Below are 24,231 nucleotides of genomic sequence, written 5' to 3'. Positions count from 1 at the left end.
TAATCAACTGGATTTGGTGATCGAAGCGCCCGGACTGCCGGCGGCAGCATGATGAGGCAGCTGCTGATGCTCGGGCAAAAAGAACGGGCTTTGGTACTGCCCGACGATCCCGCGGTTTCCGGCATGCCCCTGGATATGGAACATATCCAGGAAGACCTTCTGGATCACCAGCCCGCGGAGTTCAATATCGCCTGCTGAAATTGACCATCTCAGAAACCATTGCTCTCTGAGTCGGGCCGAAATCATCATTCCCAAAGAAATGCCGTTCGGATTGAACTCCGAACGGCATTTCGTAAACGGGGCATGTTGCCGAGCAGATGGGTTGAAAGAAACCCTGTCATCTACCTAATGGGATCTTGGAAAACGACATGAAACTGACAGTGAACAAGGATAAGACCCATCTGACCAAAATATGCGAGGGAGTTGAATTCCTAGGCGTGCGGATATCCAGTAAATGGATCTCGATACAGCCCAAACGGCTGAAGAAATTCAGGGATAAAGTAAGTCGAATCACCCGCAGAAACAGTGGCAGGCCATTGGGGGCAGTGGTGGAGGAATTGACACCCGTGCTTAGAGGATGGATCAACTATTATCGAGTAGCAGACATCAAATCACTGGTTGCCAATCTCATGGGTTGGATCCGGAGAAGACTCCGGATGATTCGAATGAAGCAGTGGAAGAACTCCAAAGTCCACATCATCCATATGCTAATTCTGTACAGCTACTTAGAGGGTTATGAATAATTGCTACTTTTCAGGAAGCAATTGCATAAACCTCGAAAGATATGTAGAAATTGAAGACTTGGTTTTTGTCAAAAAAAGAAGCAAGCTGCTTCCTCAGGTTGCGGAAGGAATTCATCACAACAAAACTAACACAGATCATCACCTCAGTGGCTTGCTGTGTTCTCTCCATAATTCTGTCTAGACCATACTTCCGTTTGCTTTCTCCGATTTTGGCTTCCACCATATTGCGATCGCCAGCCTCCTGGACCTCTGCTGCTCGCTGCTGCTGGCGCACCTGAGGATCCTTTGGGGGTCTGCCAAGTGCCGGACCGTTCATTCGAATATTCTTGCTTTTGCAGAATGCCAGGTTGGCTTTGTTTCGATATATCTTATTTGCCAGGATCCTTTCAGGATATGATCCTGTTCTTTCTTTGTAACGCTCAGCACTCTCTTGCAAGGTCAGGGCTTCATTGAAGTTTTCAAACGAAAAGTACTCCATTCGCACATACCCCTCCACCGTTGAGAGGGCAATTTTCGAACCAAACTCGGTGTTGACGGATGCCTTGCCCTGCTTGATAGGCCTTACCCAGGGCTGGGACACACTGACAATTCGACGTTCGATCCGGTTAATTTTTAACTTCCACATCTCAAACTGCTGATCATGAATCAAAGACAGTGTCTTGAGTGCATCGATCGTCTTTGGGCTGATGGGTTTGTTCATGGCTGGTGAGTCAAAGTATCCCAGGCAGCGTTTCAGCAATTACAAGAGATTACCCTGTTTTTCTCGGAACTGGGCTGGAGTATTTTTTTCGATTTGGAGATGCTCAAATAAGCCTGTCTGGCACGATTCAACAATGACTTCTGAGTTTTGGTAATGGGTTTTCCTCGTGTTATTTCTAGATGACGCATGGCTGAACAGACCGCCTCATACAGGAGGCGGATATCCGTCGGGAAGTGGATGTCTTGTAGAACACAGGTAGCATCCAGGATCAACGTACCGCTGCTTGTCTGTAACAAGTCATTGACCGAAGAAGTGCTTGACTCAGAGCCTTGGGGATCGCTTTCCCCCGAATGGCCGCCGCTCGAATCATCATCACTATCATCATTGGACGATGGTTTCTTTAAGGGATTCTGAGCAATAATGGCTTCATTGATTTGGCAAATTTCTGCGGCTGTAAAGCGTTGCCTGAAGTAAGACATCAAGCTGGTATCAAAGGGCAATTCACTTGAGAATTCTTCGAATCCGAGGAAAAACTGAAGATATGGATTTTCACGAACCAGCTCAATCAAATCCGCATCAGAGACATTCAAGGCTTGTTTGAGAAAAAGAGCGCCAAAGGCCAATCTGGATGAGTATGCCCGGTTGCCACGAGGCCCATTGAACTTAGTGGCATAGATTTCTTCGATGAGATCCCAGGGCATTTGATGGGATAATTTCACCCATCGATTGGAGGGATCAATGCTGACCCCATGGAAACCACTTGGGTATTCAAACACCGAAATTTGACGATTTCTCTTCTTAAAACCCATAAAAATCTCTTGAATACGAGCAAAAATGCTGAAATTTAATGAAAACTTATAACTTTATTATACCAGAAACCAGCTGAAAGTGGCTTGAAGAATAGGTTCCGGGCCCATTCAGCAGTCTCTACTTAGATGAATTAGGGTTATGTGAAATGACAAAAGTCAAAGTTGGCTTATTGTCACACATCGTGATAGAAACTGCATGAGCCGAATGCGGAAAACGCACGTACGGTTCTGTGAGAGCAAAGAAGACAGGGTCGCTCCCTGCCTTCTAGCTACTCGATTTGACTCTCCTGAAAAAGATTATCTTCCTTATAACGGATGATCTTTTATGAAAATACTCACTTTCAGGCGTATGGTAAGAGTAAAGAATAAGCAAAAAATTTTGTGTGGAATAATTAGAGACTGCTGAATGGGTCCGGAACATAGTGTTCAAGCCACTTTTAACTGGTTTCTGGTATAATAAAGTTATAAGTTTTCATTAAATTTCAGCATTTTTGCTCGTATTCAGGAGATTTTTATGGGTTTTAAGAAGAGAAATCGTCAAATTTCGGTGTTTGAATACCCAAGTGGTTTCCATGGGGTCAGCATTGATCCCTCCAATCGATGGGTGAAATTATCCCATCAAATGCCCTGGGATCTCATCGAAGAAATCTATGCCACTAAGTTCAATGGGCCTCGTGGCAACCGGGCATACTCATCCAGACTGGCCTTTGGCGCTCTTTTTCTCAAACAAGCCTTGAATGTCTCTGATGCGGATTTGATTGAGCTGGTTCGTGAAAATCCATATCTTCAGTTTTTCCTTGGATTCGAAGAATTCTCAAGTGAATTGCCCTTTGATACCAGCTTGATGTCTTACTTCAGGCAACGCTTTACAGCTGCAGAAATTTGCCAAATCAATGAAGCTATTATTGCTCAGAATCCCTTAAAGAAACCATCGTCCAATGATGATAGTGATGATGATTCGAGCGGCGGCCATTCGGGGGAAAGCGATCCCAAAGACTCTGAGTCGAGCACTTCTTCGGTCAATGACTTGGTACAGACAAACAGCGGTACGTTGATCCTGGATGCTACCTGTGTTCCACAAGACATCCACTTCCCGACGGATATCCGCCTCCTGTATGAGGCGGTCTGTTCAGCCATGCGTCATCTAGAAATAACACGAGGAAAACCCATTACCAAAACTCAGAAGTCATTGTTGAATCATGCCAGACAGGCTTATTTGAGCATCTCCAAATCGAAAAAAAATACTCCAGCCCAGTTCCGAGAAAAACAGGGTATTCTCTTGAGATTGCTGAAACGCTGCCTGGGATACTTTGACTCACCAGCCATGAACAAACCCATCAGCCCAAAGACGATGGATGCACTCAAGACACTGTCTTTGATTCATGATCAGCAGTTTGAGATGTGGAAGTTAAAAATTAACCGGATCGAACGTCGAATTGTCAGTGTGTCCCAGCCCTGGGTAAGGCCTATCAAGCGGGGCAAGGCATCCGTCAACACCGAGTTTGGTTCGAAAATTGCCCTCTCAACGGTGGATGGGTATGTGCGAATGGAGTATTTTTCGTTTGAAAACTTCAATGAAGCCCTGACCTTGCAAGAGAGTGCTGAGCGTTACAAAGAAAGAACAGGATCATATCCTGAAAGGATCCTGGCAGATAAGATATATCGAAACAAAGCCAACCTGGCATTCTGCAAAAGCAAGAATATCCGAATGAACGGTCCGGCACTTGGCAGACCCCCAAAGGATCCTCAGGTGCGCCAGCAGCAGCGAGCAGCAGAGGTCCAGGAGGCTGGCGATCGCAATATGGTGGAAGCCAAAATCGGAGAAAGCAAACGGAAGTATGGTCTAGACAGAATTATGGAGAGAACACAGCAAGCCACTGAGGTGATGATCTGTGTTAGTTTTGTTGTGATGAATTCCTTCCGCAACCTGAGGAAGCATCTTGCTTCTTTTTTTGACAAAAACCAAGTCTTCAATTTCTACATATCTTTCGAGGTTTATGCAATTGCTTCCTGAAAAGTAGCAATTATTCATAACCCTCTAATTAGTTCTGAGGTTTTTAACTCGTCACTGATCATTCCTGTACCCATCTTATGGCTATCCCTTACGATTCGAATTATTGATCATTTTAGCTTCTTTTAAGTCAATCTTTGCTTGATGACCATGTTTCTCTAGTAAACTTAGCAAGTTTCCACCATTAAGTAAACGAAGTGGTTTGTTACTTGCAAAATTATAAGCATCAGGCCCATAATCTGCTGTTGTAACTAAAATGCCTAACATTGCGCCCTCATTCATTACTGTTCCAAAAAGATCTCGAACAGCTGATACACCTACAGTGTTTGAATAACGTTTTGCCTGTATAATTATTTTCCCGCCTCTAATTGGATCTGGATCAAATACTACTGCATCGACTCCCCCATCTTTACTAGCTTGGGTCACTTTGACTTCACCGCCATTAACAGAAAACTCTTTTTGAAAGAGCTCTCTAATTAGGTGCTCGAAATCTTCCCAGTCCATAGCAGCCAAGTTTTTAGATTCATCAAGGGTATATGCTACATCATAGGATGAAATAAAACGTTTATCTTCCTTGTTAATAGTTAAAATTGGTTGGATAGGAGTAACGCCGGCAAGTTTTGAACTACCAACGCCTTTCAAAGACTTGAAACAAGTCTTTGGGTCTACATGCCGAAGATCAATCTTGAGGAACTCCTCTTTTTTGACTTGTATACTTGATATACATGCACTCTCAGGATTTCCGTTAGCTCGATTAATAAAATTTACCCATATATTAAGGGAAACAGCTTCCAGCGCATCAACGGTGTCTGCTTCAAAAAGCTCATGGAGTATTCGCAAAATAAAGCGGTAAATTGTGGAATCGTATAATTTTTCTGTTTGACTATCAGTATAATAAGACTCCTTGAATTCGTTTTTTGAGGCATTGTATTTTACTTCTTTTAGGCGTGGAAAATGATCCATGTTAGGGATCATATAATCCACAATCAATATTTTGGTGTCAGAAATATAATCTACTTCAAATTCCTTCGTAAAAGGAATTGGAAGGGGAGAGTTATTTAAAACAGCTTCCAAATACACTCTAATTGCTTCAGCATCTAGGGTTTCAAATTTATTTTTCAAATCATCAATTTTATGATTATATTCTTTCTGCTTTTTATAAAACCGGGTCATTGAGTCTTCCCATTTTTCTAGATCATCATGATATGTCTTTATTTCCTCGTTGTAATCTTCTAGCAGACGTTCATTTTCTGCTTTTAGAAGATCATTACTTTCTTCCCACTCATGAACATGCTTTAGATAAATAGCATCAGCCTCATGTTGAGCTTTTTCTCTCTTTGATTTGAGTAATCCTACCAAAGCTGGTAATTTAGGCTGGTAAATCGGATTATTCTTAGATGGTTTCTCAACTAATTCGAATAATGTAGGATATGAAGGCGCTGTTGGTTTTTTATTTACAAAGGCATCACTGTTTTTTAGAGTTTCCCAATCAAGTCTACTATCCCATTCTAAAGATGAGTGCAGGATCTCTTCTAAATCATATATCTGTTTTTGAGCAACCATGGAACGGAGTTCAGCGTTTTCGGAATTGCTCGTTTGTTCTGCAATTTTGTTCCTTTTCTCTTCTTGTAATTTCCAGGCAGCATCCCATTTATCATATTGCATCCTAATTTTATTAAGTAGCATAGATTCATCAGGTGCCGAAATGATTTTATGTTCAGAAAGACCGGTATGCCAAATTTCCTGCTGATATTTTATTATCTTTGACCGATTATTGTTATAAACTACATCAATGAATCCTTCTCCTGTTAAGTCAGGTCTTTTGAATTTGTATTCATTCGATGAAACTTCATTGCCAGGCACTAAATAATTGACATTGATAGAATAATCTTTATTTTTTATTAATATTGCTTGATCAACAATATTTTTTGCTTCAGCCAGCCCAAGCCCTGTTTCTTTTCTAAGCCACTTAATTAATTGTATAGGTTTGTGCGACAATTGCTCAGTTTTTTCGTTTAAATCTATCATCTTTCCACCTTCATAATTTAAATTATATTTAATTTTATTACAATTTTATCATAACGTTTTAAAGCTAACAATTCATTTCAAATCTGAATGCCTTAGTGATATTTACTTGACGAAGAGGGAAATAATTAATAACTGAAGAGATTCAGTAAAACCTAAGGATCAAAAATGAAAGTCAACTGCACTTCTTCGGATGATAGTTGCTCCCCGGGGTGCCAATTTGTCGGATTTCACTTTTTCCATCAGCACAGCCCGATTGGAAAGGAATAGAGATCTTTCCTGATTATGGGTGACATAGAGCATGGTCACGTTCAGCTTGCGATGGAGTTTTTTCAGTTTTTCCCTCATGCGATGCATAGTTCGGCGTCGAGATTGGGTAAGGATTCATCCAGAAACATCAGTATGAGATGAGTTGAACGCTGGAGATAGGAAGTTATCAGGATCTTTTGGTAGAGAAAGATGTAATCGAGATAATCCTGATGATCATTCGGAAATTCCTACAGAAGATCTTCTACTATGCGGAGCAGCCGGTGGATGAATATCCGGAGGAGACCTGCCAGATTTTCTTCTAGGCCATATAAAAGAAAGCGGAGCGGGCGAGTATAAGATCTCACTATCGGGATGTATACCACAGCATTTAATACCTCATTGAAATAGGAGGGCATAACGAAGCGCCGAGCTAATGGCCCGGCTTTGGAAAACCTGCAATAGACTACCTGCTTTTCTAGAGGACCTGGAGCCACTGGCTTCCAATCTTGGAAGAAAGGTGAAGAGATGATAACAAGTGATCTGAAAGCTTTTTGAATTAAAGCTGTGATGAGATAAGAACAGAATATTATAGATTTACTTTCAAACATCGGCCCAAAGAAATTATCGCTCTGTGACAGGTCGGATTCATGCTATCATGTTATGAGATTAATCCTCATAGAAATCCCCATAGTAAGCATTGATAATTTCATAAATGCAGGATTAACAGGAACACCTGGATCTTTAGAATTTCAACCACATTGCACCAACCGAAGAGCGCCGGATCATCAAGACCCCAGAGGGTGTGCATAATATTTAGATCCTCAGTGACTGACATGAAATGGAGAATAGTAATGATAACGAAGCAAGAGTTTTCCTTGCAATACATGACCCATCTGAATGAGCAGCAGCGGGAAGCCGTGCAGTCCAGCGACGGCGCCACGCTGCTGCTGGCTGTGCCGGGCAGTGGGAAGACCACCGTGCTGGTGCTGCGGCTGGGCTATCTGATTCACTGTCTGGGCATTGCCCCGGAATCGATTCTGACAATGACTTATACAGTGGCTGCTACGCAGGAAATGAAGAGCCGGTTTGCCGGTCTGTTTGGCAGTTCCGATGCGAATGCTTTAGAATTTCGGACCATTAACGGGTTGTCGGCAAAAATCATTGACTACTACAGCCGCAATCATGGCCGAAGAGAACCCTTCCAGCTCCTGTCGGATGAAGGGGCGGTGTCCAGGCTGCTGACCCAGGTCTATCAGCGGGTTACCGGGGAGTTTTCCACCCCCAGTACGGTGAAGGATCTGCGGACTGCAATCACCTACATCAAGAACATGATGCTCACGTCGGACGAAATCAATGACCTGGATGTCGGCATTCAGAAGCTTCCTGAAATCTATGAAGAGTACTGTGCTCAGCTGCGGGAAAAAGGTCTGATGGATTATGATGATCAGATGAAATATGCGCTGGGTATATTGGAAAAATTCCCGGCGGTGCTGGATTATTTTCAGGATCAGTACCGTTACCTTTGTGTCGATGAGTCCCAGGATACTTCACGGATTCAGCATGCCATCATTCGGTTGCTGGCTCAAAAATACGGTAATCTTTTTATGGTGGGCGATGAGGATCAGAGCATCTACGGATTTCGGGCTGCCTACCCCCAGGCACTGATGAACTTCAGCCAGGAGCATGCGGGAGCCAAGGTGCTGCTGATTGAACAGAATTACCGCTCTACCAGCGAGATTGTGTCAGTGGCCAACGCCTTTGTGTCAAGGAACCGCTTTCGCCACCCCAAGACCATGGTTCCCACTCGGGGGAGCGGAGAGCCGATTCAGGTCATCGATGCCGTCGATCGGGAAGCGCAGTATAAATATCTGTTTGAAGTGGCTAAGACCTGCCGGTCAGAAACTGCAGTCCTCTTTCGCAACAATGACAGCGCACTCCCCCTGATTGATCTCTTGGATCGGCAGGGGATTCCCTACCAGTGCCGGCAGTTTGACGGAGCCTTCTTCACCCATCGGGTGGTTTCAGATATTACCGACATCATTCACTTGGCCTATGATCCGACGGACAGGGAAGCTTTCCTGAGGATTTACTATAAATTCGGAAGTCCGCTCCCCAAGAAGGCAGCGCAGTATGCCTGCGAACAAAGCCTGATCAGCGGCAGGACAATTTTGGAAGAAATGATGGATTACCCGGAGCTGAACGGGTATGCCAAGGAGGGAGTCAGTGACTTGATGTCGCTGCTGCCCAAGCTGGTGGAATGCACCGGCGCTGAAGCCATTCGGAGGATCAAGGCTTCCGGGTATGGCTATTACGTGGATACTTCCAAACTCGATGCCGGCAAGTTTGATACCTTGATCCTCCTGGGGAAAGGACAGGCCAGTCCCAAGGATTTGCTGAACCGGCTGGCACAGCTGCAGCAGATCATCCAGAGTCATGGCACCTCCTCAGCTCCTTTCATTTTGTCCACCATTCATTCCAGCAAGGGGCTTGAGTACGATCAGGTCTATCTACTGGATGTGTTAGACGGAATTCTTCCGGCAAAAGCGTTTCCGGATCGAACTTCGGAAGAGGAAGTCCAAGAATATGAAGAAGCCCGCCGGCTGTACTATGTAGCCATGACCCGGGCCAAAAACCAGCTCCATCTCTTCAGCTGCGGCACGAATGAATCCTCCTTTACCCGGGAAGCCCGGCAAGCCCTCCCGGTGGAAGTGCACAAGGAAGAAAGCATTTTTTCAGTTCTGGAAAATTCCTTCGTCGGAAAGTCCTACGCTCATCGCAAGAATGGCACGGGCAAGGTGATTGCTCAATGCGGCCTGAATTTACTGATCGAGTACCCCAAAGGCGAGCTTGATCTTCAGAGCCTGTCTGAACTTCATCGCCAGCGGAAAGTCGTGACGGCAAAAAAAGTCATTTCAAAACCAAAGCCGGAGAGAAAAACCAGCAGAAAGACAAACCAGTCAGTCACCGCATCAGCCATGGATCCGGAGCTGCTTGCTGCCCGGCTCACGCCGGGGTCAACTGCTACACACATCAAATATGGCGAAGGCAGCATCCAGCACAATGACGGCACCACAGTCAGCATTCAATTCAAAGGCTCAGGCCAGGTCCGGAAGTTCCTGATCCAGACCCTGGCAGATCATGGTCTGATTCAGTAGGAGGACCTATCCAAAGGAAACGAAAACCGCTGAATGTACTCAAATAAATGCATTCAGCGGTTTCGCTTATCTATAGGGAAACTATTCTAGGTCCGGGTTTCGGACTTTGCCCTCCCATCAGGTTCAAAACCTTAGTTTTAGATAACAGACCAGGATTGGCAAAGGATGAACTATTTAGTATATCAGAATGGAAATTGTTATTGGGGATTCGTACAAAAAAATCCAAACAAAAATCGGAAGTTTGTATCATGTCTCATTAACTTATTTCTAATAAAATTTATTAGAAATTAAATTAAAAAATAATCGAAAAGTATTGACGGTTGATATTTCAAGTTGTACTCTTAAACCAGAGGTGATACTATGCCAAATATTGATTATATCCGGAATTTGAAAAATCAATCTCAGAAGAAGAAATCTGTAACGATTACGATTGATGAACCTGTATTTGAGAAGTTGTCAGAAATAGCAGATGAACTTGAAACATCAAGGAATCAAATCATCAGTGACATCTCTTCACGTTTTGTGGATGATTACTTCAAGGCGGAAAATCCAAACTACTATATCTTCAACTCAAATAACACTTATATGCCTGAGGGGCATTTGCACATGCTTCTGGGGAATAAAGTATCTGCCTGGGGAGATACCAAAAGTACCATTGAACGATTAGTTCCAGGAGATTATGTATTTGTTTACTTGAACAAAGTTGGCATCGTGGGTGCGGGAACAGTTACAACCGATTACCAGATCAACGACTATTCTCTGGTCCGCTTGAATGATGAAGCTGATGGATCAAGTCGTTTCGAAGTATGGGATGAGTATTCAGTAAGTGTTAGCTATGACAAAAAATGTTTGCAGGAAAGTGTCGATGGTCAGGGACATGTCATCGATGAGCAAAAGGTCGTAACAGCCACGGAAATCAACCATCAGATTACTAGACAGCCACTTAATAAGACAAGGGTCTGTCTAAATTCAGAGGAAGGGAAAAAACTGAAGGATCTTTTCCTGGCCAAATAATATTTCTCATCCAGTGTATATGAATAAAAAATAGCATCCCAGGTGTATGATGGCCTTGATGAGTAAGAAGGTCAAAATCGGCCTTAATGACTAAGGGATAGCCCAGTGTTTCAATGACTGTTTCATGTATGGGTTCGCGCCTCAATATCTAACGAACGACATCCCCAGACCGAAGTAATCGGACTGGGGATGTCGTTCGAATTGAGATTGCATTAATTTATTGCTTTTGGAGCATCTCTCTTAAATACCCGTTCTTCTATGTTCTATCTTTAAGCAATCTTTTATTGTCAGACCAAGGGTGGGATAAGTCTTTCCTGTCAACAGTTCTCTCCCGGGAGGCGGGTGGATCTGCCGAAGCGGAGAGCTACCCGGTCGCCCGGCTGGTGGGTGCTTTGACTGCTGCCTGCTGCGTCGACGGTTAGTATCTGCTGGTTGTACCGGACGCGGTAGATGGTGTGAGAGCCCATGAAGGTGCGATCGATGACCTGATGCGGGGAAGTGGGGTCAGCTTCCATGATGATATCTTCCGGTCGCAGGAGGTGGATGCCCTGGGGGTCTTCCAGGAAGTTGGACTCGCCCATGAAGGAGGAGGAATAAGGGGAGTTTGGATGATGATAGATCTCTTCCGGGGTGCCGATTTGTCGGACTTCGCCTTTTTCCATCAGGACAATCCGATCGGACAGGGACAGGGCCTCTTCCTGATCGTGGGTGACAAAGAGCATGGTGATGTCCAGCTTGCGCTGGAGTTCTTTCAGCTCTTCCCGCATGCGAACGCGCAGTCCGGCGTCCAGATTGGACAGGGGTTCATCCAGGAGCAGCAGCTTCGGCTGAATGACCATGGAGCGTGCCAGGGCTACGCGCTGCTGCTGGCCGCCGCTCAGTTTCTGAATGGACTGGGTTTCGTATCCTTTGAGTCCTACAATCTCGAGGTACTCATAGGCCCGGGGGAGTGCTTCCTTTTTTGAGAGATGGCGGAAAAAGCGCAGTCCGTAGCACACGTTGTCCAGGACATTCATATGGGGAAACAGCGCATAGCTTTGAAACACGGTGGAGATGGGGCGCTCTTCGGGCGGCAGATTGGTGATGTCCTGGCCATCGAGCAGAATCCGACCGGAATCGGCTCGCAGGAAACCTCCGATCAGGTTCAGCACGGTAGTCTTGCCGCAGCCGGAGGGGCCCAGCAGAGTAATGAACTCCCCCTGCTTCACTTCCAGATCGAGCTGACGGACTCCGTTTTCCTGATCATACATTTTGCGCAATTGATGCAATTCCAAAAACATTTAAGTCACCCGCTTTCGATTTTTGATGGCAAGAACAATGACGTTTACCAGGGCAATGACAGCGATCATCATGACAGCCTGAACTGAGGCTACGCCATAGCGGCCGTTTTCGACGGAGCCGAACAGCTCCATGCTGGCCAGATTCATGCCCGGGGATACGATGAAGGCAATGGCCCCCATGGAGGTCATGCTCGAGGTGAACACAGAGATGAAGCTAGTGAAGAAGATGGGTCTGGTCAGGGGCAGGATCACATTGCCCAGGATCCGGAACTTTGATGCGCCCAGATCGGAAGCGGCATGTTCCAGCCGGTGATCCAGGGTGACAAAGAAGGAATTGGCTGCTTTGTTGGATACTGAGATCTGGCGGAAAACCATATTGGCTCCCAGGATCAGCCAAGTTCCGCGCAGCATCAGCGGCTGATGGGAAAAGGCGGCAACATAGCCCAGGCCATAGAACGTGCCTGGAATGATGAAGGGGAGGGAGGCGATAAATTCTACGGGCTTCAGGTAATTCAGGCGTCTCCGGTGTACGTAGTAGGAGAGAAGGATTCCCAGTAGGGGGGCGATCAGTCCGGCCAGGGCGGAGAGGGCGATGCTGGCGCGGAAGGATTTGAAAAATGTCAGCGGAAGGTCTTTGAAGTACTGGTCAGTCAGGACAATCTTGCCTGTCGAGGTATTGGCGACGGTGGAAAGGAAAATGTTGCCGTATTTGAGCAGCATGATGAAGAAATACAGGCCGACCAGGCTTCCCAGAAAGATCGACAACGGTCTGGGCAGGGGAAAGCGGTAATCGTCGTTCTTCAGCGAGGTGACACCGACGCTGGTCAGATCCGTCCGGCTGAAACTCTTCTGATAGAAATAAAACGCAACGATGGCCGAAGGCAGCATCAGGACACTGATCGCAGCCGCCTTTCCCAGGTGCGGGGTGGAGATGACCTGGAGATAGGCCTCAGTGGCCAGCACTTTGAAATTCCCGCCGATGACGATGGGGGTCCCAAAGTCCGCGATGTTCATAGTAAACAGGAGGAAGAACACGGACAGCAGGGTGGGACGCAGCAGGGGCAGAACCACGGTTCGAAGGATGGCCCCGGGACGGGCTCCCAGGTCCTGAGCGGCCAGGAGGTGGCGCAGATCGATGCTGCCCAGCGAGTTGAGAACCATCAGGGTTGCAAAGGAAATGCTGCCCAGGACCTGCAGAATGACAATGCCGTGCCAGCCGTAGGGATTGACGCTCAGTCCCAGCCAGCCGTGCGTAATGAGACCCCGCCGGCCGAACAGAATGATGTAGGCCAGAGCTGATACAAAGGGTGGGGAGATCATCGTCACCATCAGAAGGGTTTCGATCCGTTTCTTGACGACAGCAGCCTGTCCAAAGGCAAAGAGGGAAATGGCAGCGCAATCAGTACAGCGATCCCAGATGAAACAATGCCGATTCGAAGGCTGTTCAGAATCAGCGTGACATTGCGCGGATCGGCCAGGTCCATGTAATTTTGCAGCGTGAAAGTGCCGCGATAATAAAAACTGGTGGCTATGACGGATCCGATGGGATAAAGAATAAACAGCAGGATCCCGGCAATCAGGATGACCCGAAGAGTGGGATCAAACCAGCGGTCGATCCGACGGGAAGGGGTAGATGAAACCATGGTTACCTCGAAATCGACGGGGAACTGCCAGGCAGTCCCCCGTCCTATTTTTTATTCTATTTTTCCACAAGGGCGGTCCACTTGGCAAGGAGCGCCTCTCTCTGGGAACCAAACAGGGTGATGTCCTGCTTGACGAGCTTGTTGGTGTCGATGTCCTTCATGACATCCGGAATCGCTACATCCTTATGGGTCATGATGCGGGCATCAGCCTTGAGCAGTTCTTCCTGGCCTTCCTTGGAAAGCATGTAGTCCACCAGAACCTTGGCCGCTTCCTTTTTGGTGGAGCTGGCGAAGATTCCGATCGGTGCCGGAGTCCAGGGGATGTAGTCGGAGGGAGCGATGACGGAGACCGGATACTGGGAAGTCAGTTCATAGGTTCCGCCGGTCAGAGCCAGAACTCCGATGGCGTATTCGCCGGCTCCGGTTTTTGGTGCCGGCTCGCCGCCGCCCTTGGCATAGACTTCGATATTAGCATCGATCTTGGTCCACAGATCCCAGCCTGCTTCCTCGCCCATTGCCTGAATCAGGCCGGCCAGAATCGCGTACTGAGTTCCGGAGATGGCGGGATCCGCCATGATGATTTCACCCTTATACTTGGGATCAGCCAGATCCGCCCAGGTCTTGGGTGCTTCCAGGCCTTTTTCCTTCAGTACATCGTTGTTGACCAGGAATCCGGCGGGTACCAGTGCCAGTCCCGTCCAGTAGCCTTCGGCGTCCTTGAACTGAGGGTCAACGGCTGTCGCTTCGGGAGAAACGTACTTTTCCAGGTAGCCTAAGTCCTTTGCCGCCAGATAGCTGTCAACGCCGCCGCCGAACCAGACGTCTGAAGTGGTCTTGCCGCCTTCCGCCTGCATCTGCGCCAGCGCCTTGCCGGTCGAGATTTCCAGATACTCGATCTTGATGCCGGTCTTCTCCGTGAATTTTTCAAAAGAACGCTGGGCGTTTCCGTAAGCCAGCATGACACTCAGGGTTTCTCCGGCAAAGGGTTTGTCCGTTGCAGAAGTCTGAGCGGTGGTTCCGGCAGCAGTGCCAGCCGTTGTCGATCCGCCGGTTGCCGGGCTGCAGGCAGCCAGCAGGGGCAGAGCCAGAGCAGCTGCCAGCAGAAGATTTGTCATTTTTTTCATGAAAATACCTCCAGATTACACTTTTTTATAAATTCAATTTCTCGGATCATGAGGTCCGAGAAGATTTAATTACTAAAACATCATAAATCATTCCACGAAATATATCTAGTACAATCAGTCAATAAGAATAATTTCGATGAATTCTGAAAATTATTCGTTTATTAGAAAAATTAACGATGTATCACGGAAAATAACTTTTCGATAATAGAATTATATTTAATAGACCGGAGAATATCATGTTAGTCTATCTCTTCCAGTATGCAGTGTAGGTACTGGGAAGAAGGATTGTTCATTGATAAGTTAAGCATAAAGAGTTAAAAGCACCAAAAGCGGTTGTTGAACAGCTTTTGGTGCTTAAATATAGTATGCTATCAAGCTTTAAAGTCAGTTAGGGTTTTTAGTCAGTTAGGGTTTTTAGTCAGTTAGGTTTTTAGTCAGTTAGGGTTTTTAGCCAGTTGGGTTTTTAGCCAGCTAGGCTTTTAAGCCAGATAAGCTTTAAATCCAGATAGGCTTTACCTGGTTAGGTTTTTATACTAAAAAGATTCTGGGCCGATTTCCGTGCCTGGCTGGTGCCGGTTCAGGATGTGATCCAGGAGCAGATGGGCGGCTTCGGTTTTTGAGACCAGGGGCAGGGGGGTATCGCCGTCCCGGGTGATCAGGGTCAGGCGGTTGGTATCCCCGGCAAAGCCGGCTCCGGCTTCCCGCAGGCTGTTGGCTGCGATCATATCGATGTTCTTGCGCAAGAGCTTGGCCCGGGAGTTCTCCAGGACGTTGGTCGTTTCCATGGAGAAGCCGCACAGGAACTGATTCGGTGTCCGGTGTGCTCCCAGATAGGCCAGGATATCCTGGGTGCGTTCCAGCGGGATGGAGAGTTCGCCTTCGCCCTTCTTCATCTTGTCATGGGCAATGCGGGCGGGGCGGTAATCTGCCACTGCGGCGGCCTTGATGATGATGTCCTGGGAGGTGCTGCATCGGGTCACTTCCTGGAACATTTCCTCTGCAGTAACCACATCAATGACTTCGACCCGGTAGGGTCGAGGGAGATTGGTTGGACCGGAGACCAGGGTGACCTGGGCACCGCGCGCTGCAGCGGCCTGAGCGATGGCATAGCCCATCTTGCCGGTGGAATGGTTGGTCAGGTAGCGGACGGGGTCCAGGGCTTCCTGGGTGGGGCCGGCTGTCACCAGGACTTTTTTACCGACCATATCCTTTTCGTGAGACAGCTCGTGCAGAATTACTTCCAGCAAAAAGTTTGGCTCCGGCATTTTTCCGGGACCTTCCACTCCGCAGGCCAGGCGTCCGGAGCAGGGGTCAATCACCTGCCAGCCGTACTGTCTGAGTTTTTCCAGATTGTCCTGGGTGGCCTGATTGAGGTACATTCTGGTATTCATGGCCGGCACGATGATTTTCGGGCAGTCGCAGGCCAGTACCGTAGTGGTCAGCATGTCGTCCGCCAGCCCATGGGCCAGCTTGGCAATGACATTGGCTGTGGCGGGAGCGATAAAGACCAGGTCTGCTTCATCCGCCAGAGAGATATGGCCGATCTTGTAGTCAATGTTGCGGTCAAATGTATTTACCAGTGTCTTCCGGCTGGTTAACGCCTCAAAGGTCAGGGGAGTAATAAACTGGGTGGCGTTTTCCGTCATGACGACCTGGACATTGCAATGCTGCTTGACCAGGGCTGAAACCAGGTTCGGGATTTTGTATGCTGCGATTCCGCCGGTGATGCCCAGCAGGACTGTTTTTCCATTTAGCATTTCTTGCGCCTCAATTCTTGGTTTTTTTCATTCTCAGTATAGTAAACCGCTCAGTTATTGTAAACTTTTTAGTTCCGATTGCATTCACGATTCAGCGAACTTATAATTTTATTGTTTCGCATGGTTCGCTTTACCCAAGGGGAGGCAGAAGATATGCATTGGAAACAAAATAAATTTTCATTGCGCCATATTCTTTGAAATGGCAGCAGGAGGTAAAAATGAATACCACAAGAAGCTTGTCCCACGGAAGAAACGGGTCGATCCACGACATGGTGCTCCTGGCATCATTCACTGCAATCATCTTTCTTCTGGCCTTTTCGCCGTTGGGCTACATCCACCTGCCTTTGATCAAGGCAACCATTGTCCATGTACCGGTCATCATGGGTTCTCTGCTGCTCGGTCCCAAGAAAGGAGCCATTCTTGGATTCTTTTTCGGTCTGACCAGTCTGATCATGAACACGATGAGCCCGAGTCTGCTGTCGTTCGCCTTTTCTCCGTTGATTCCGCTCCCGGGAACGAACCAGGGCAGTATCCTGGCCCTGGCTGTGTGTTTTATCCCCCGAATCCTGGTTGGGATCGTTCCCTGGATGTCAGCGGCTTTCTTCAAGCGGTTCTTTCACGGCAAACTCAATCAACCCCTTCAGCTGACGATCAGCGGAATCCTGGGCTCCATGACCAACACGGTATTCGTGCTCGGCTTCATCGATCGGATGTTCCGCAATGAGTATGCCGCCGTAAAGGGCTTGTCGGCCAGTCAGGTGCTGTATGCCATCCTGGGCGTTGTAACCACCAACGGCCTGATCGAAGCCCTGATCGCGGGCGTTCTGACCGCTGCCGTCTGCCTGCCGCTGCTCCGATACACCAGACTCTTCCCGATTACGACGGAAGCATAAGAAGCGAGGATTCACCATGTTTTTAGCCATCGACATCGGCAATACGAATATCGTTCTGGGGATCTACCGCGAACAGGAGCTTTGCCTGACCGCGCGCATTGCCAGTGATCTTCTCAAAACGGATGATGAGTATGTCCTGATCATCCATAATTTGATGCATTTTCATCAGATTCCGCTGGCGGAGCTGGAGGGGGGCATCATGTCCTCCGTGGTGCCGCACCTGAAGACGGTGATCAGCAGCGCCATCCGCAAACTGATCGGCAAGGAACTGATCATTGTAGGCTCCGGCATCAAAACCGGACTTAACATCCTGATCAAGGATCCTTCCAAGCTTGGCAGCGATCTGGTAGTGGACGCCGTAGCGGCCATCGCCAAATATCCCAAGCCCATTGTGATTTTCGACCTGGGGACAGCGACCACCGCTTCCGTCATAGACAAGCAGGGCAACTACCGCGGCGGAATGATCATTCCCGGACTGCGCGTTTCGGTGGATGCCCTCTCCGCCAACGCGGCACAGCTTCCCGCGATTAATATTCAGTCCCCGGACAGGCTGATTGCCACGGATACCGTCAGCTGCATTCAGTCCGGTCTGATTCATGGCAATGCCGCCATGATTGACGGTCTGATTGAACGGATTGAATCGGAGCTGGGCGAGCCCGTTACACCGATCATCACCGGCGGATTGGCCGGCATGGTGCTTCCCTATTGCCGTAAGCACCTGATCCATGATGAAAACATGCTCATGGACGGACTGAGGATTCTCTACCATAAGAACAAGTAGCTAGATCTTCCCCTTGGATTCCTGAATTGCCGCCGTGCAGCAAACAGCCCTCAGCGCAGCGAACAACCTCTCGAGCAGCGGATGACCAGCCAGCCGGGCTGCGCGGACCGCTCAAGCGGAGGGGCTCCAGGCATCTGTTTTTACCAATAACCAAAGGACGATGAAACCTCCAAGAGGAATGTTTCATCGTCCTTTGACTTCGTGCCGGAGACCGGAAGGCCATAGGAAGGACACACTGGATAGATTGGGTGGTCTTCCAGGGGCTAAGGATCCGATGAATCGATGTTCTGAAAAAATTTTTTCCTTACCCTCTTGATAAATCGAGAAAATACGATATATTAAGAAAGGAGAGACTATATCGGGAAAGTTTGATATATACGACCGATCCATAGTCCAAAGGATCCGGGATCCGAAAAAATCATAATAGTGATAAATAACGAAATGAAATGAAAAGAGGATGATGTACAGTGTTTGGATTCAGCAACAGTTTTTCAATCGATCAGGAAGAATTTCAGAAGAAGGCCGCACAGGGAGCGCATATTATTGATGTCCGCTCACCCCAGGAATTTAATGAAGGGCATATCAAAAATTCGGTGAATATCCCCATGAACCTGCTGGGAGTGCACCTCAATGATTTGAAAAAATACGCAGAGAAAAAGGAAGTTGTTCTGCTGTACTGCCTGACCGGCTCCAGAAGCGCATTCGCCTATCGCTTCCTGAATAAGAACGGCCTGGCTGAGCAGATGTATGATCTCAAAGGCGGCATCGCCCGCTGGAGCGGCTCCCTGGGTTAAAGCCGGATTCCCGGGTTTAAAAATCATCCTGGCATAGGAGAGTTGGATAGTGCTTCCAGCAGATCCATCCTATGATGCATTCTTACCGTTCGAATCAGAGCGGCATTTGTCTTAAAACAACTTTAGGTACGCATTGGAGAGACGATCGAAACCTTTCATAGGAATCGTCAGTCCACGTCGCCCGATCAGATGACAGGCACCTGCGCCATGGCGCAGGTGCCTGTTTAATCTTCCTGATGGGAATCATCTCTCCAATAATCGGCATTACCATTGTAATCATAATCGGGGATATTGGCGTCGTGGCATTCTTCACATACAGGTTCTCCATCATTGGAAAACAGATCTCTTTCCTTGAAATATCTCTCACATCCGACGCACATTACTGTATCGTCGGCTTCCATACACTTCTCACAAATATTTTTTTCTCCGTCAAAGTGTAATTCGCTATAGGGAAAGAGGTTTTCGCACATCTCACAGGTGCCTGGTTCATCGTCTTCGACTACATGATTTTCGTCTACAGCAGGTTTTTTTACAGTAATTAATGGCTTGTTCTTTACTTCAACTTTTGACTTGCGCTTGAACAGTGAACTGAAAAAATCCATAGATTAACCTCCTGGAATTATAGGCTTGAATTAGTTATTGGATTGGTAATCGGCAACTCGAAGGTTCCGCGTCTGTTTACCCGGTCCCTTATATTTTATCATAAGCATTTCCAAACAAACGGTGACCGGACAAAAGAGAAACCGTTTGCAAAAAAACGGTGTTTCCCTTAATCTGTGAATAATGAGTAAAACGGCCTGGGAGGGAATGAAATGAGCAAATCATTATTGATTCGGAATATCCGTCATCTGGTGACCTGTGATGATCAGGATCGCGTGCTGGAGCATGTCAATGTACTGATCCGGGACGGGGTTATTGCAGCCATTGGAGCGGTCGGGGAGCCGGCTGATGAGGTCATTGACGGATCCATGCTGGCCGTATACCCCGGACTGATCAATACCCATCATCACCTCTACCAGATTCTGACAAGAAATCTCCCGGAGGTGCAGAATCTGGAGCTGTTCGACTGGCTTCGGGCTTTGTATCAGATTTGGAAGAACCTGACCCCTGAATCCGTTTATGACAGTTCTCTGGCAGGGATGGCGGAGCTGGTAAAATACGGATGCACCACCGTGTTTGATCATCATTACGTTTTCCCCAATGCTCACCCGGATCTTCTGCCGACCCAGTTTGCGGCAGCAAAGCGCCTGGGCGTGCGAATGACCGTGTCCCGCGGCAGCATGGACCTGAGTGAGAAAGACGGCGGCCTGCCGCCGGACTCTGTCGTACAGTCCCTCGAGACGGTCCTCAGAGATTCCGAAGAGGCAGTTCGCACCTGGCATGATCCAGCCTGCTACTCCATGCGCCAGGTCGTTCTGGCACCCTGTTCACCGTTCAGTGTCAGTGCGGATCTGATGAGAGAATCAGCGCTCCTGGCCAGAAAACTGGGCGTACGCCTCCATACCCATCTGGCAGAAACTAAAGATGAAGAAACCTATCTGCTGAAAAAACTCGGAATCCGGCCTTTGGCTTACATGCAGGAACTGGGCTGGATCGGACCCGATGTCTGGTTTGCCCACGGCATCCACTTCAATGATGAGGAGTTGAAGCTTTTAGCAGACACCGGCACAGGAGTGGCCCATTGCCCAGCTTCAAATATGAAACTATCCTCCGGTGTAGCACGAATCCCAGAAATGCTGAAACTGGGAATTCCCGTCGGCCTGGCGGTGGATGGCAGTGCCAGCAACGACGGCTCCAGTTTGATGGAAGAGATGAGAATCGCCTACCTCCTTCACCGATTGACCTCAGGCGATCAGGCGCCCTCAGGCTATGATATCCTGAAAATCGCCACCCGGGGCAGCGCACGCCTTCTGGGCCGGTCGGAACTCGGCCAGATCAGCGTAGGATCTGCCGCTGATCTCTTTGCCGTCCGGGAAGACCGCCTGGAGCTTGCCGGCGCAACCTTCGATGTGACCTCGATGCTTGCCACAGTCGGACTGAAAGGCCCGGTTGACTATACAATCGTTGCTGGAAATATTCTGGTCAAGGGAGGTTCGTTGGTGGAAGTGAATGATCGGGAATTGTCTCAAAAGGTGCATCAGCACTCTCTGAGTCTTCGAAGTAAGATTTAACGATTCACTCATATCCGGTTGGTGGGGAATGTTACAACCTTCCTGATACGCTGATTGGAGAACCGATCTGGCTTGCCAGGCCAACAATGTCAGTTTGCTATGTTATACTGAGGGAGAATTAAAGCGTTCGGAGTAACTCATGGAAAAGAAACTAATTAACCAACTTGAATTTGGAATCCGCACCTCTTTTATTAACCGAGAGATTACATCAGATCCCTTTCTACGCCCCCAATTGATTTCTAACGATTATAAACAGGGGAAAAAGATGTTAACGGCACTAACGGAAGAACTCAGCAAGTGCGATGAGTTCTATATTAGTGTGGCTTTTATTTCCATGGGTGGCATTACCCCGCTTCTGCTGGTTTTGAAAGAATTGGAACAGCGAGGGGTCAAAGGGAAAATATTGACCACTGATTACCTTACTTTTAGTGATCCCAAAGCCTTAGAAAAACTCCATGCTTTCAAGAACCTCGAGATTAAGATGTACTTATCAAATAATGATAAAGAAGGATTCCATACCAAAGGTTATATTTTCAAAAATCAAGAGCAAAACGCACTTCGAATCATTATTGGATCATCCAATATCACATTGAATGCTCTCACCATTAATAAAGAGTGGAACACCAAAATTGTATCTAACAATCATGGAGAGTATGCAGTAACCATCCTGGATGAGTTTCACAAGTTATGGAACTCGAGTCAAGCAAAGCCCTTCGATGAGTTTTTCGATGATTATGAAAAGAAGTATTGGATGGTTCAAGACCAAAAGGCCTTAGTCCGCACCTCCAAGCTTCCTCGTTTGGATAATTACAAACTTGAACCAAACACGATGCAGGTTCAATTTACCCAGTCTATTCAGAAATTAGTTCAGGAGAACGAGCGGAAGGCTTTACTTATTTCAGCAACAGGAACAGGTAAGACATTTGCTTCAGCTTTTGCCATTCGGGACTTAAATCCTAAACGGATGTTGTTTCTGGTTCATCGAGAGCAAATAGCTCGTCAAGCTCGCGAGAGCTATCAAAGGGTATTCGGCGATCACATTGGGATGGGGCTGATATCTGGTTCTAGTAAAGATACTCAATCACCCTTTATTTTTTCAACCATGCAGATGATGGCCAAAAGAGAAATCCATTCTATGTTCCATCCGAATGAGTTTGATGTCATCGTGATTGACGAGGTTCATCGTGCAGGATCTACCAGCTATCAAACAATTATGGACTATTTTAAACCTCGTTTTTACCTTGGGATGACAGCGAGCCCTGAACGCATGGACGGCTTCGATATTTATCAGATGTTCGACCATAACATTGCACATGAGATCCGCCTTCAGGAAGCTCTCGAGGAGGACTTGCTTTGTCCATTCCACTACTTTGGAATTACTGAATTTCAAGAGGCGGAAGCACAGATCAACTATGAGTTTAGAGATTTTTTGGATCTTGATCAAGACAAGCGTGTTCAATACATCATTGATAAACTTGAATATTTTGGCTTTAGCGGGGATCGAGTTAAAGGATTAATATTTTGCAGTACCAAGGAAGATGCGACAGCTCTTTCTGATCAATTAAATAAAAAGGGATATCAAACGCTGGCGTTGACTGGAAATGATTCTCAAGAAGATCGATTGGATGCAATTGAAAGATTGACAGGAGATGCAGGTGAAAACCATCTAGATTACATTATTACAGTTGACATCTTTAATGAAGGGGTGGATATCCCGGAAATTAATCAAGTCGTGATGCTTCGTCCAACTCAATCACCGATTATTTTCGTGCAACAGTTAGGCCGCGGACTTCGAAAATATCAAGACAAAGAATATGTTGTTATTATTGATTTCATCGGAAACTATAATAATAACTATCTAATCCCAATGGCGCTCTTCGGAGATCGAAGCTATAACAAGGATAATGTTCGCCGCTTCATCCGGGAAGGGAACAAAGTCATTCCGGGTAGCTCCAGTATCCATTTTGATGAGATAACCAAGAAGAGAATATATGAAACCATAGACTCTGCTAACTTTAGTGAGAGTAAAATTATTAAACAGGCCTACCAACAGCTTAAATTCAAGCTTGGCAGAATTCCAACCCTAATGGATTTTGAAGAGCACGGATCAATTGATGTATTAAGAATATTCGAGAATAAAACTTATCGATCCTATTATGGCTTTCTGATCAAATGCGAAACAGAGTATCATGAGCGACTTGATTCGGTGCAGATCAATATGCTTGAATTCATTTCTCAAAAACTGGCCTCAGGAAAACGTATCCATGAGCTGATTGTTCTGAAGAGTATCCTCGAGGGAATTTCGGATCCAATGCATTTTTTGGAAGACCAACTGGTCAGTAAATATTCTCTTCCATATACGAATAACACGGAGCGAAATGTAATGAATTATCTTTCGGGTGAGTTTTTCGCTGGAACAGGGAAGGATACGTTCAAGCAGAGTATTTTTCTTCAGAAAAATTCAATAACTGGCCGGATTGAAATATCCGATCAGATGGAAACAGCGTTAAAGTCCGATGAGTTCAGAAGGTTGGCTCAAGAGTTGATTGATTATGGGTTCTTCCGAAATCAAATGGAGTACTCGAATTACTATAAAAATACCCCGCTTAATTTATATGCAAAGTACACATATGAGGATGTTTGTCGCATTCTGGAATGGGAGAAGGCCGAAGTTGCACAGAATATTGGTGGGTATAAATTTGATAGAGAAACAAAGACCTTCCCAGTATTTATTAACTACTTAAAAGAAAATGATATCGCTGATTCGATAAATTATGAGGACCGCTTCCTAAGCACGGGTTCACTTATTGCCCTTTCTAAATCCAGAAGGACCATCGATTCCAACGATGTTAAGACTCTATTAACAGCCGATCAAATGGGCGTTCGGGTTGAACTCTTTGTTCGAAAAAACAAAGATGATAAGGCTTCGAAAGAGTTTTATTATCTTGGACGAATTCACGCCACGGGTCAAACCGAGAGTATCATTATGCCAAACACGAATCAAAATGCCGTAGAGATTTATTACCAGCTGGAAACTCCCGTCCGTGAGGATCTCTACGAGTACATTGTGAATTAGAGGAAA

Annotated in this window: 19 protein-coding genes; 10 read left to right on the top strand and 9 right to left on the bottom strand. The window is 46.8% G+C overall.

Annotation, left to right across the window (positions count from 1 at the left end; translation table 11 throughout):
• Positions 1–48 precede the first annotated feature (48 nt).
• Entirely contained in the window at positions 49–198 is a 150-nt protein-coding gene (locus P6M73_RS15435; RefSeq protein ID WP_277853907.1) for a hypothetical protein, read from the top strand.
• Positions 199–368: 170 nt separating this feature from the next.
• Positions 369–743, top strand: a complete 375-nt coding sequence (locus P6M73_RS15430; protein ID WP_277853906.1) for a group II intron maturase-specific domain-containing protein — start codon at positions 369–371, stop codon at positions 741–743.
• A 10-nt stretch (positions 744–753) separates the two neighbouring features.
• On the opposite strand, the gene P6M73_RS15425 is transcribed toward P6M73_RS15430, so the two are convergent.
• Positions 754–1,482 carry a transposase gene (locus P6M73_RS15425; protein WP_277853905.1) on the bottom strand — a complete coding sequence of 243 codons (729 nt, stop codon included), beginning with the start codon at positions 1,480–1,482 and terminating at the stop codon, positions 754–756.
• Entirely contained in the window at positions 1,476–2,252 is a 777-nt protein-coding gene (locus P6M73_RS15420) for a transposase (protein ID WP_277853904.1), read from the bottom strand. Before P6M73_RS15420 ends, P6M73_RS15425 begins: the two co-directional genes overlap by 7 nt.
• 514 nt (positions 2,253–2,766) lie before the next feature.
• Between P6M73_RS15420 and P6M73_RS15415 the strand changes: the two genes are divergently transcribed.
• On the top strand, positions 2,767–4,266 hold the full coding sequence (locus tag P6M73_RS15415) for an IS5 family transposase (RefSeq protein WP_277853256.1): 1,500 nt from the start codon (positions 2,767–2,769) through the stop codon (positions 4,264–4,266).
• 81 nt (positions 4,267–4,347) lie between these two features.
• Here the strand turns inward: P6M73_RS15415 and P6M73_RS15410 are convergent, their stop codons facing one another.
• Entirely contained in the window at positions 4,348–6,291 is a 1,944-nt protein-coding gene (locus P6M73_RS15410) for a restriction endonuclease (protein ID WP_277853903.1), read from the bottom strand.
• Positions 6,292–7,388: 1,097 nt separating this feature from the next.
• Between P6M73_RS15410 and P6M73_RS15405 the strand changes: the two genes are divergently transcribed.
• Positions 7,389–9,692 (top strand): ATP-dependent helicase, encoded by a 2,304-nt coding sequence (locus P6M73_RS15405; protein WP_277853902.1) that lies wholly within the window; start codon positions 7,389–7,391, stop codon positions 9,690–9,692.
• Positions 9,693–10,052: 360 nt separating this feature from the next.
• Positions 10,053–10,706 (top strand): hypothetical protein, encoded by a 654-nt coding sequence (locus tag P6M73_RS15400; protein WP_277853901.1) that lies wholly within the window; start codon positions 10,053–10,055, stop codon positions 10,704–10,706.
• 317 nt (positions 10,707–11,023) lie between these two features.
• Here P6M73_RS15400 and P6M73_RS15395 read toward each other — a convergent pair whose 3' ends face one another.
• The 5 genes from P6M73_RS15395 to coaBC all read right to left on the bottom strand — a co-directional run bounded on the left by P6M73_RS15395 (position 11,024) and on the right by coaBC (position 16,510).
• Entirely contained in the window at positions 11,024–11,986 is a 963-nt protein-coding gene (locus tag P6M73_RS15395) for an ABC transporter ATP-binding protein (RefSeq protein WP_277853900.1), read from the bottom strand.
• Positions 11,987–13,306, bottom strand: coding sequence for an ABC transporter permease (locus P6M73_RS15390; protein WP_277853899.1), 1,320 nt, complete (start codon positions 13,304–13,306; stop codon positions 11,987–11,989).
• Positions 13,307–13,314: 8 nt separating this feature from the next.
• Complete coding sequence (locus tag P6M73_RS15385; RefSeq protein WP_277853898.1) at positions 13,315–13,629, bottom strand: ABC transporter permease family protein; 315 nt, start codon at positions 13,627–13,629, stop codon at positions 13,315–13,317.
• A 56-nt stretch (positions 13,630–13,685) separates the two neighbouring features.
• Positions 13,686–14,753 carry an ABC transporter substrate-binding protein gene (locus P6M73_RS15380; RefSeq protein ID WP_277853897.1) on the bottom strand — a complete coding sequence of 356 codons (1,068 nt, stop codon included), beginning with the start codon at positions 14,751–14,753 and terminating at the stop codon, positions 13,686–13,688.
• A gap of 533 nt (positions 14,754–15,286) precedes the next feature.
• Positions 15,287–16,510, bottom strand: a complete 1,224-nt coding sequence (gene coaBC, locus P6M73_RS15375) for a bifunctional phosphopantothenoylcysteine decarboxylase/phosphopantothenate--cysteine ligase CoaBC (RefSeq protein WP_277853896.1) — start codon at positions 16,508–16,510, stop codon at positions 15,287–15,289.
• Positions 16,511–16,728: 218 nt separating this feature from the next.
• On the opposite strand from coaBC, the gene P6M73_RS15370 reads away from it, so the two are divergent.
• The 3 genes from P6M73_RS15370 to P6M73_RS15360 all read left to right on the top strand — a co-directional run bounded on the left by P6M73_RS15370 (position 16,729) and on the right by P6M73_RS15360 (position 18,978).
• A complete protein-coding gene (locus tag P6M73_RS15370; protein WP_277853895.1) occupies positions 16,729–17,403 on the top strand; it encodes an ECF transporter S component in 675 nt (224 codons plus the stop codon).
• Between the two features lie 16 nt (positions 17,404–17,419).
• A complete protein-coding gene (locus P6M73_RS15365) occupies positions 17,420–18,184 on the top strand; it encodes a type III pantothenate kinase (RefSeq protein ID WP_277853894.1) in 765 nt (254 codons plus the stop codon).
• A gap of 467 nt (positions 18,185–18,651) precedes the next feature.
• Positions 18,652–18,978 (top strand): rhodanese-like domain-containing protein, encoded by a 327-nt coding sequence (locus P6M73_RS15360; RefSeq protein ID WP_277853893.1) that lies wholly within the window; start codon positions 18,652–18,654, stop codon positions 18,976–18,978.
• Between the two features lie 224 nt (positions 18,979–19,202).
• On the opposite strand, the gene P6M73_RS15355 is transcribed toward P6M73_RS15360, so the two are convergent.
• Positions 19,203–19,580: a hypothetical protein gene (locus P6M73_RS15355; protein WP_277853892.1), complete on the bottom strand. Its 378-nt coding sequence runs from the start codon at positions 19,578–19,580 to the stop codon at positions 19,203–19,205.
• Positions 19,581–19,790: 210 nt separating this feature from the next.
• Here P6M73_RS15355 and P6M73_RS15350 point away from each other — a divergent pair, with 210 nt between their 5' ends.
• A complete protein-coding gene (locus tag P6M73_RS15350) occupies positions 19,791–21,149 on the top strand; it encodes an 8-oxoguanine deaminase (RefSeq protein WP_277853891.1) in 1,359 nt (452 codons plus the stop codon).
• A 139-nt stretch (positions 21,150–21,288) separates the two neighbouring features.
• Positions 21,289–24,225, top strand: a complete 2,937-nt coding sequence (locus P6M73_RS15345) for a DEAD/DEAH box helicase (RefSeq protein WP_277853890.1) — start codon at positions 21,289–21,291, stop codon at positions 24,223–24,225.
• Positions 24,226–24,231: the final 6 nt, after the last annotated feature.

It is taken from the genome of Anaerococcoides asporogena, from assembly GCF_029590275.1.
In the GTDB taxonomy this organism is placed as follows: Bacteria; Bacillota; Clostridia; order Clostridiales; family Clostridiaceae; genus JG1575.
This window is presented reverse-complemented; position numbering and strand designations above follow the sequence as displayed.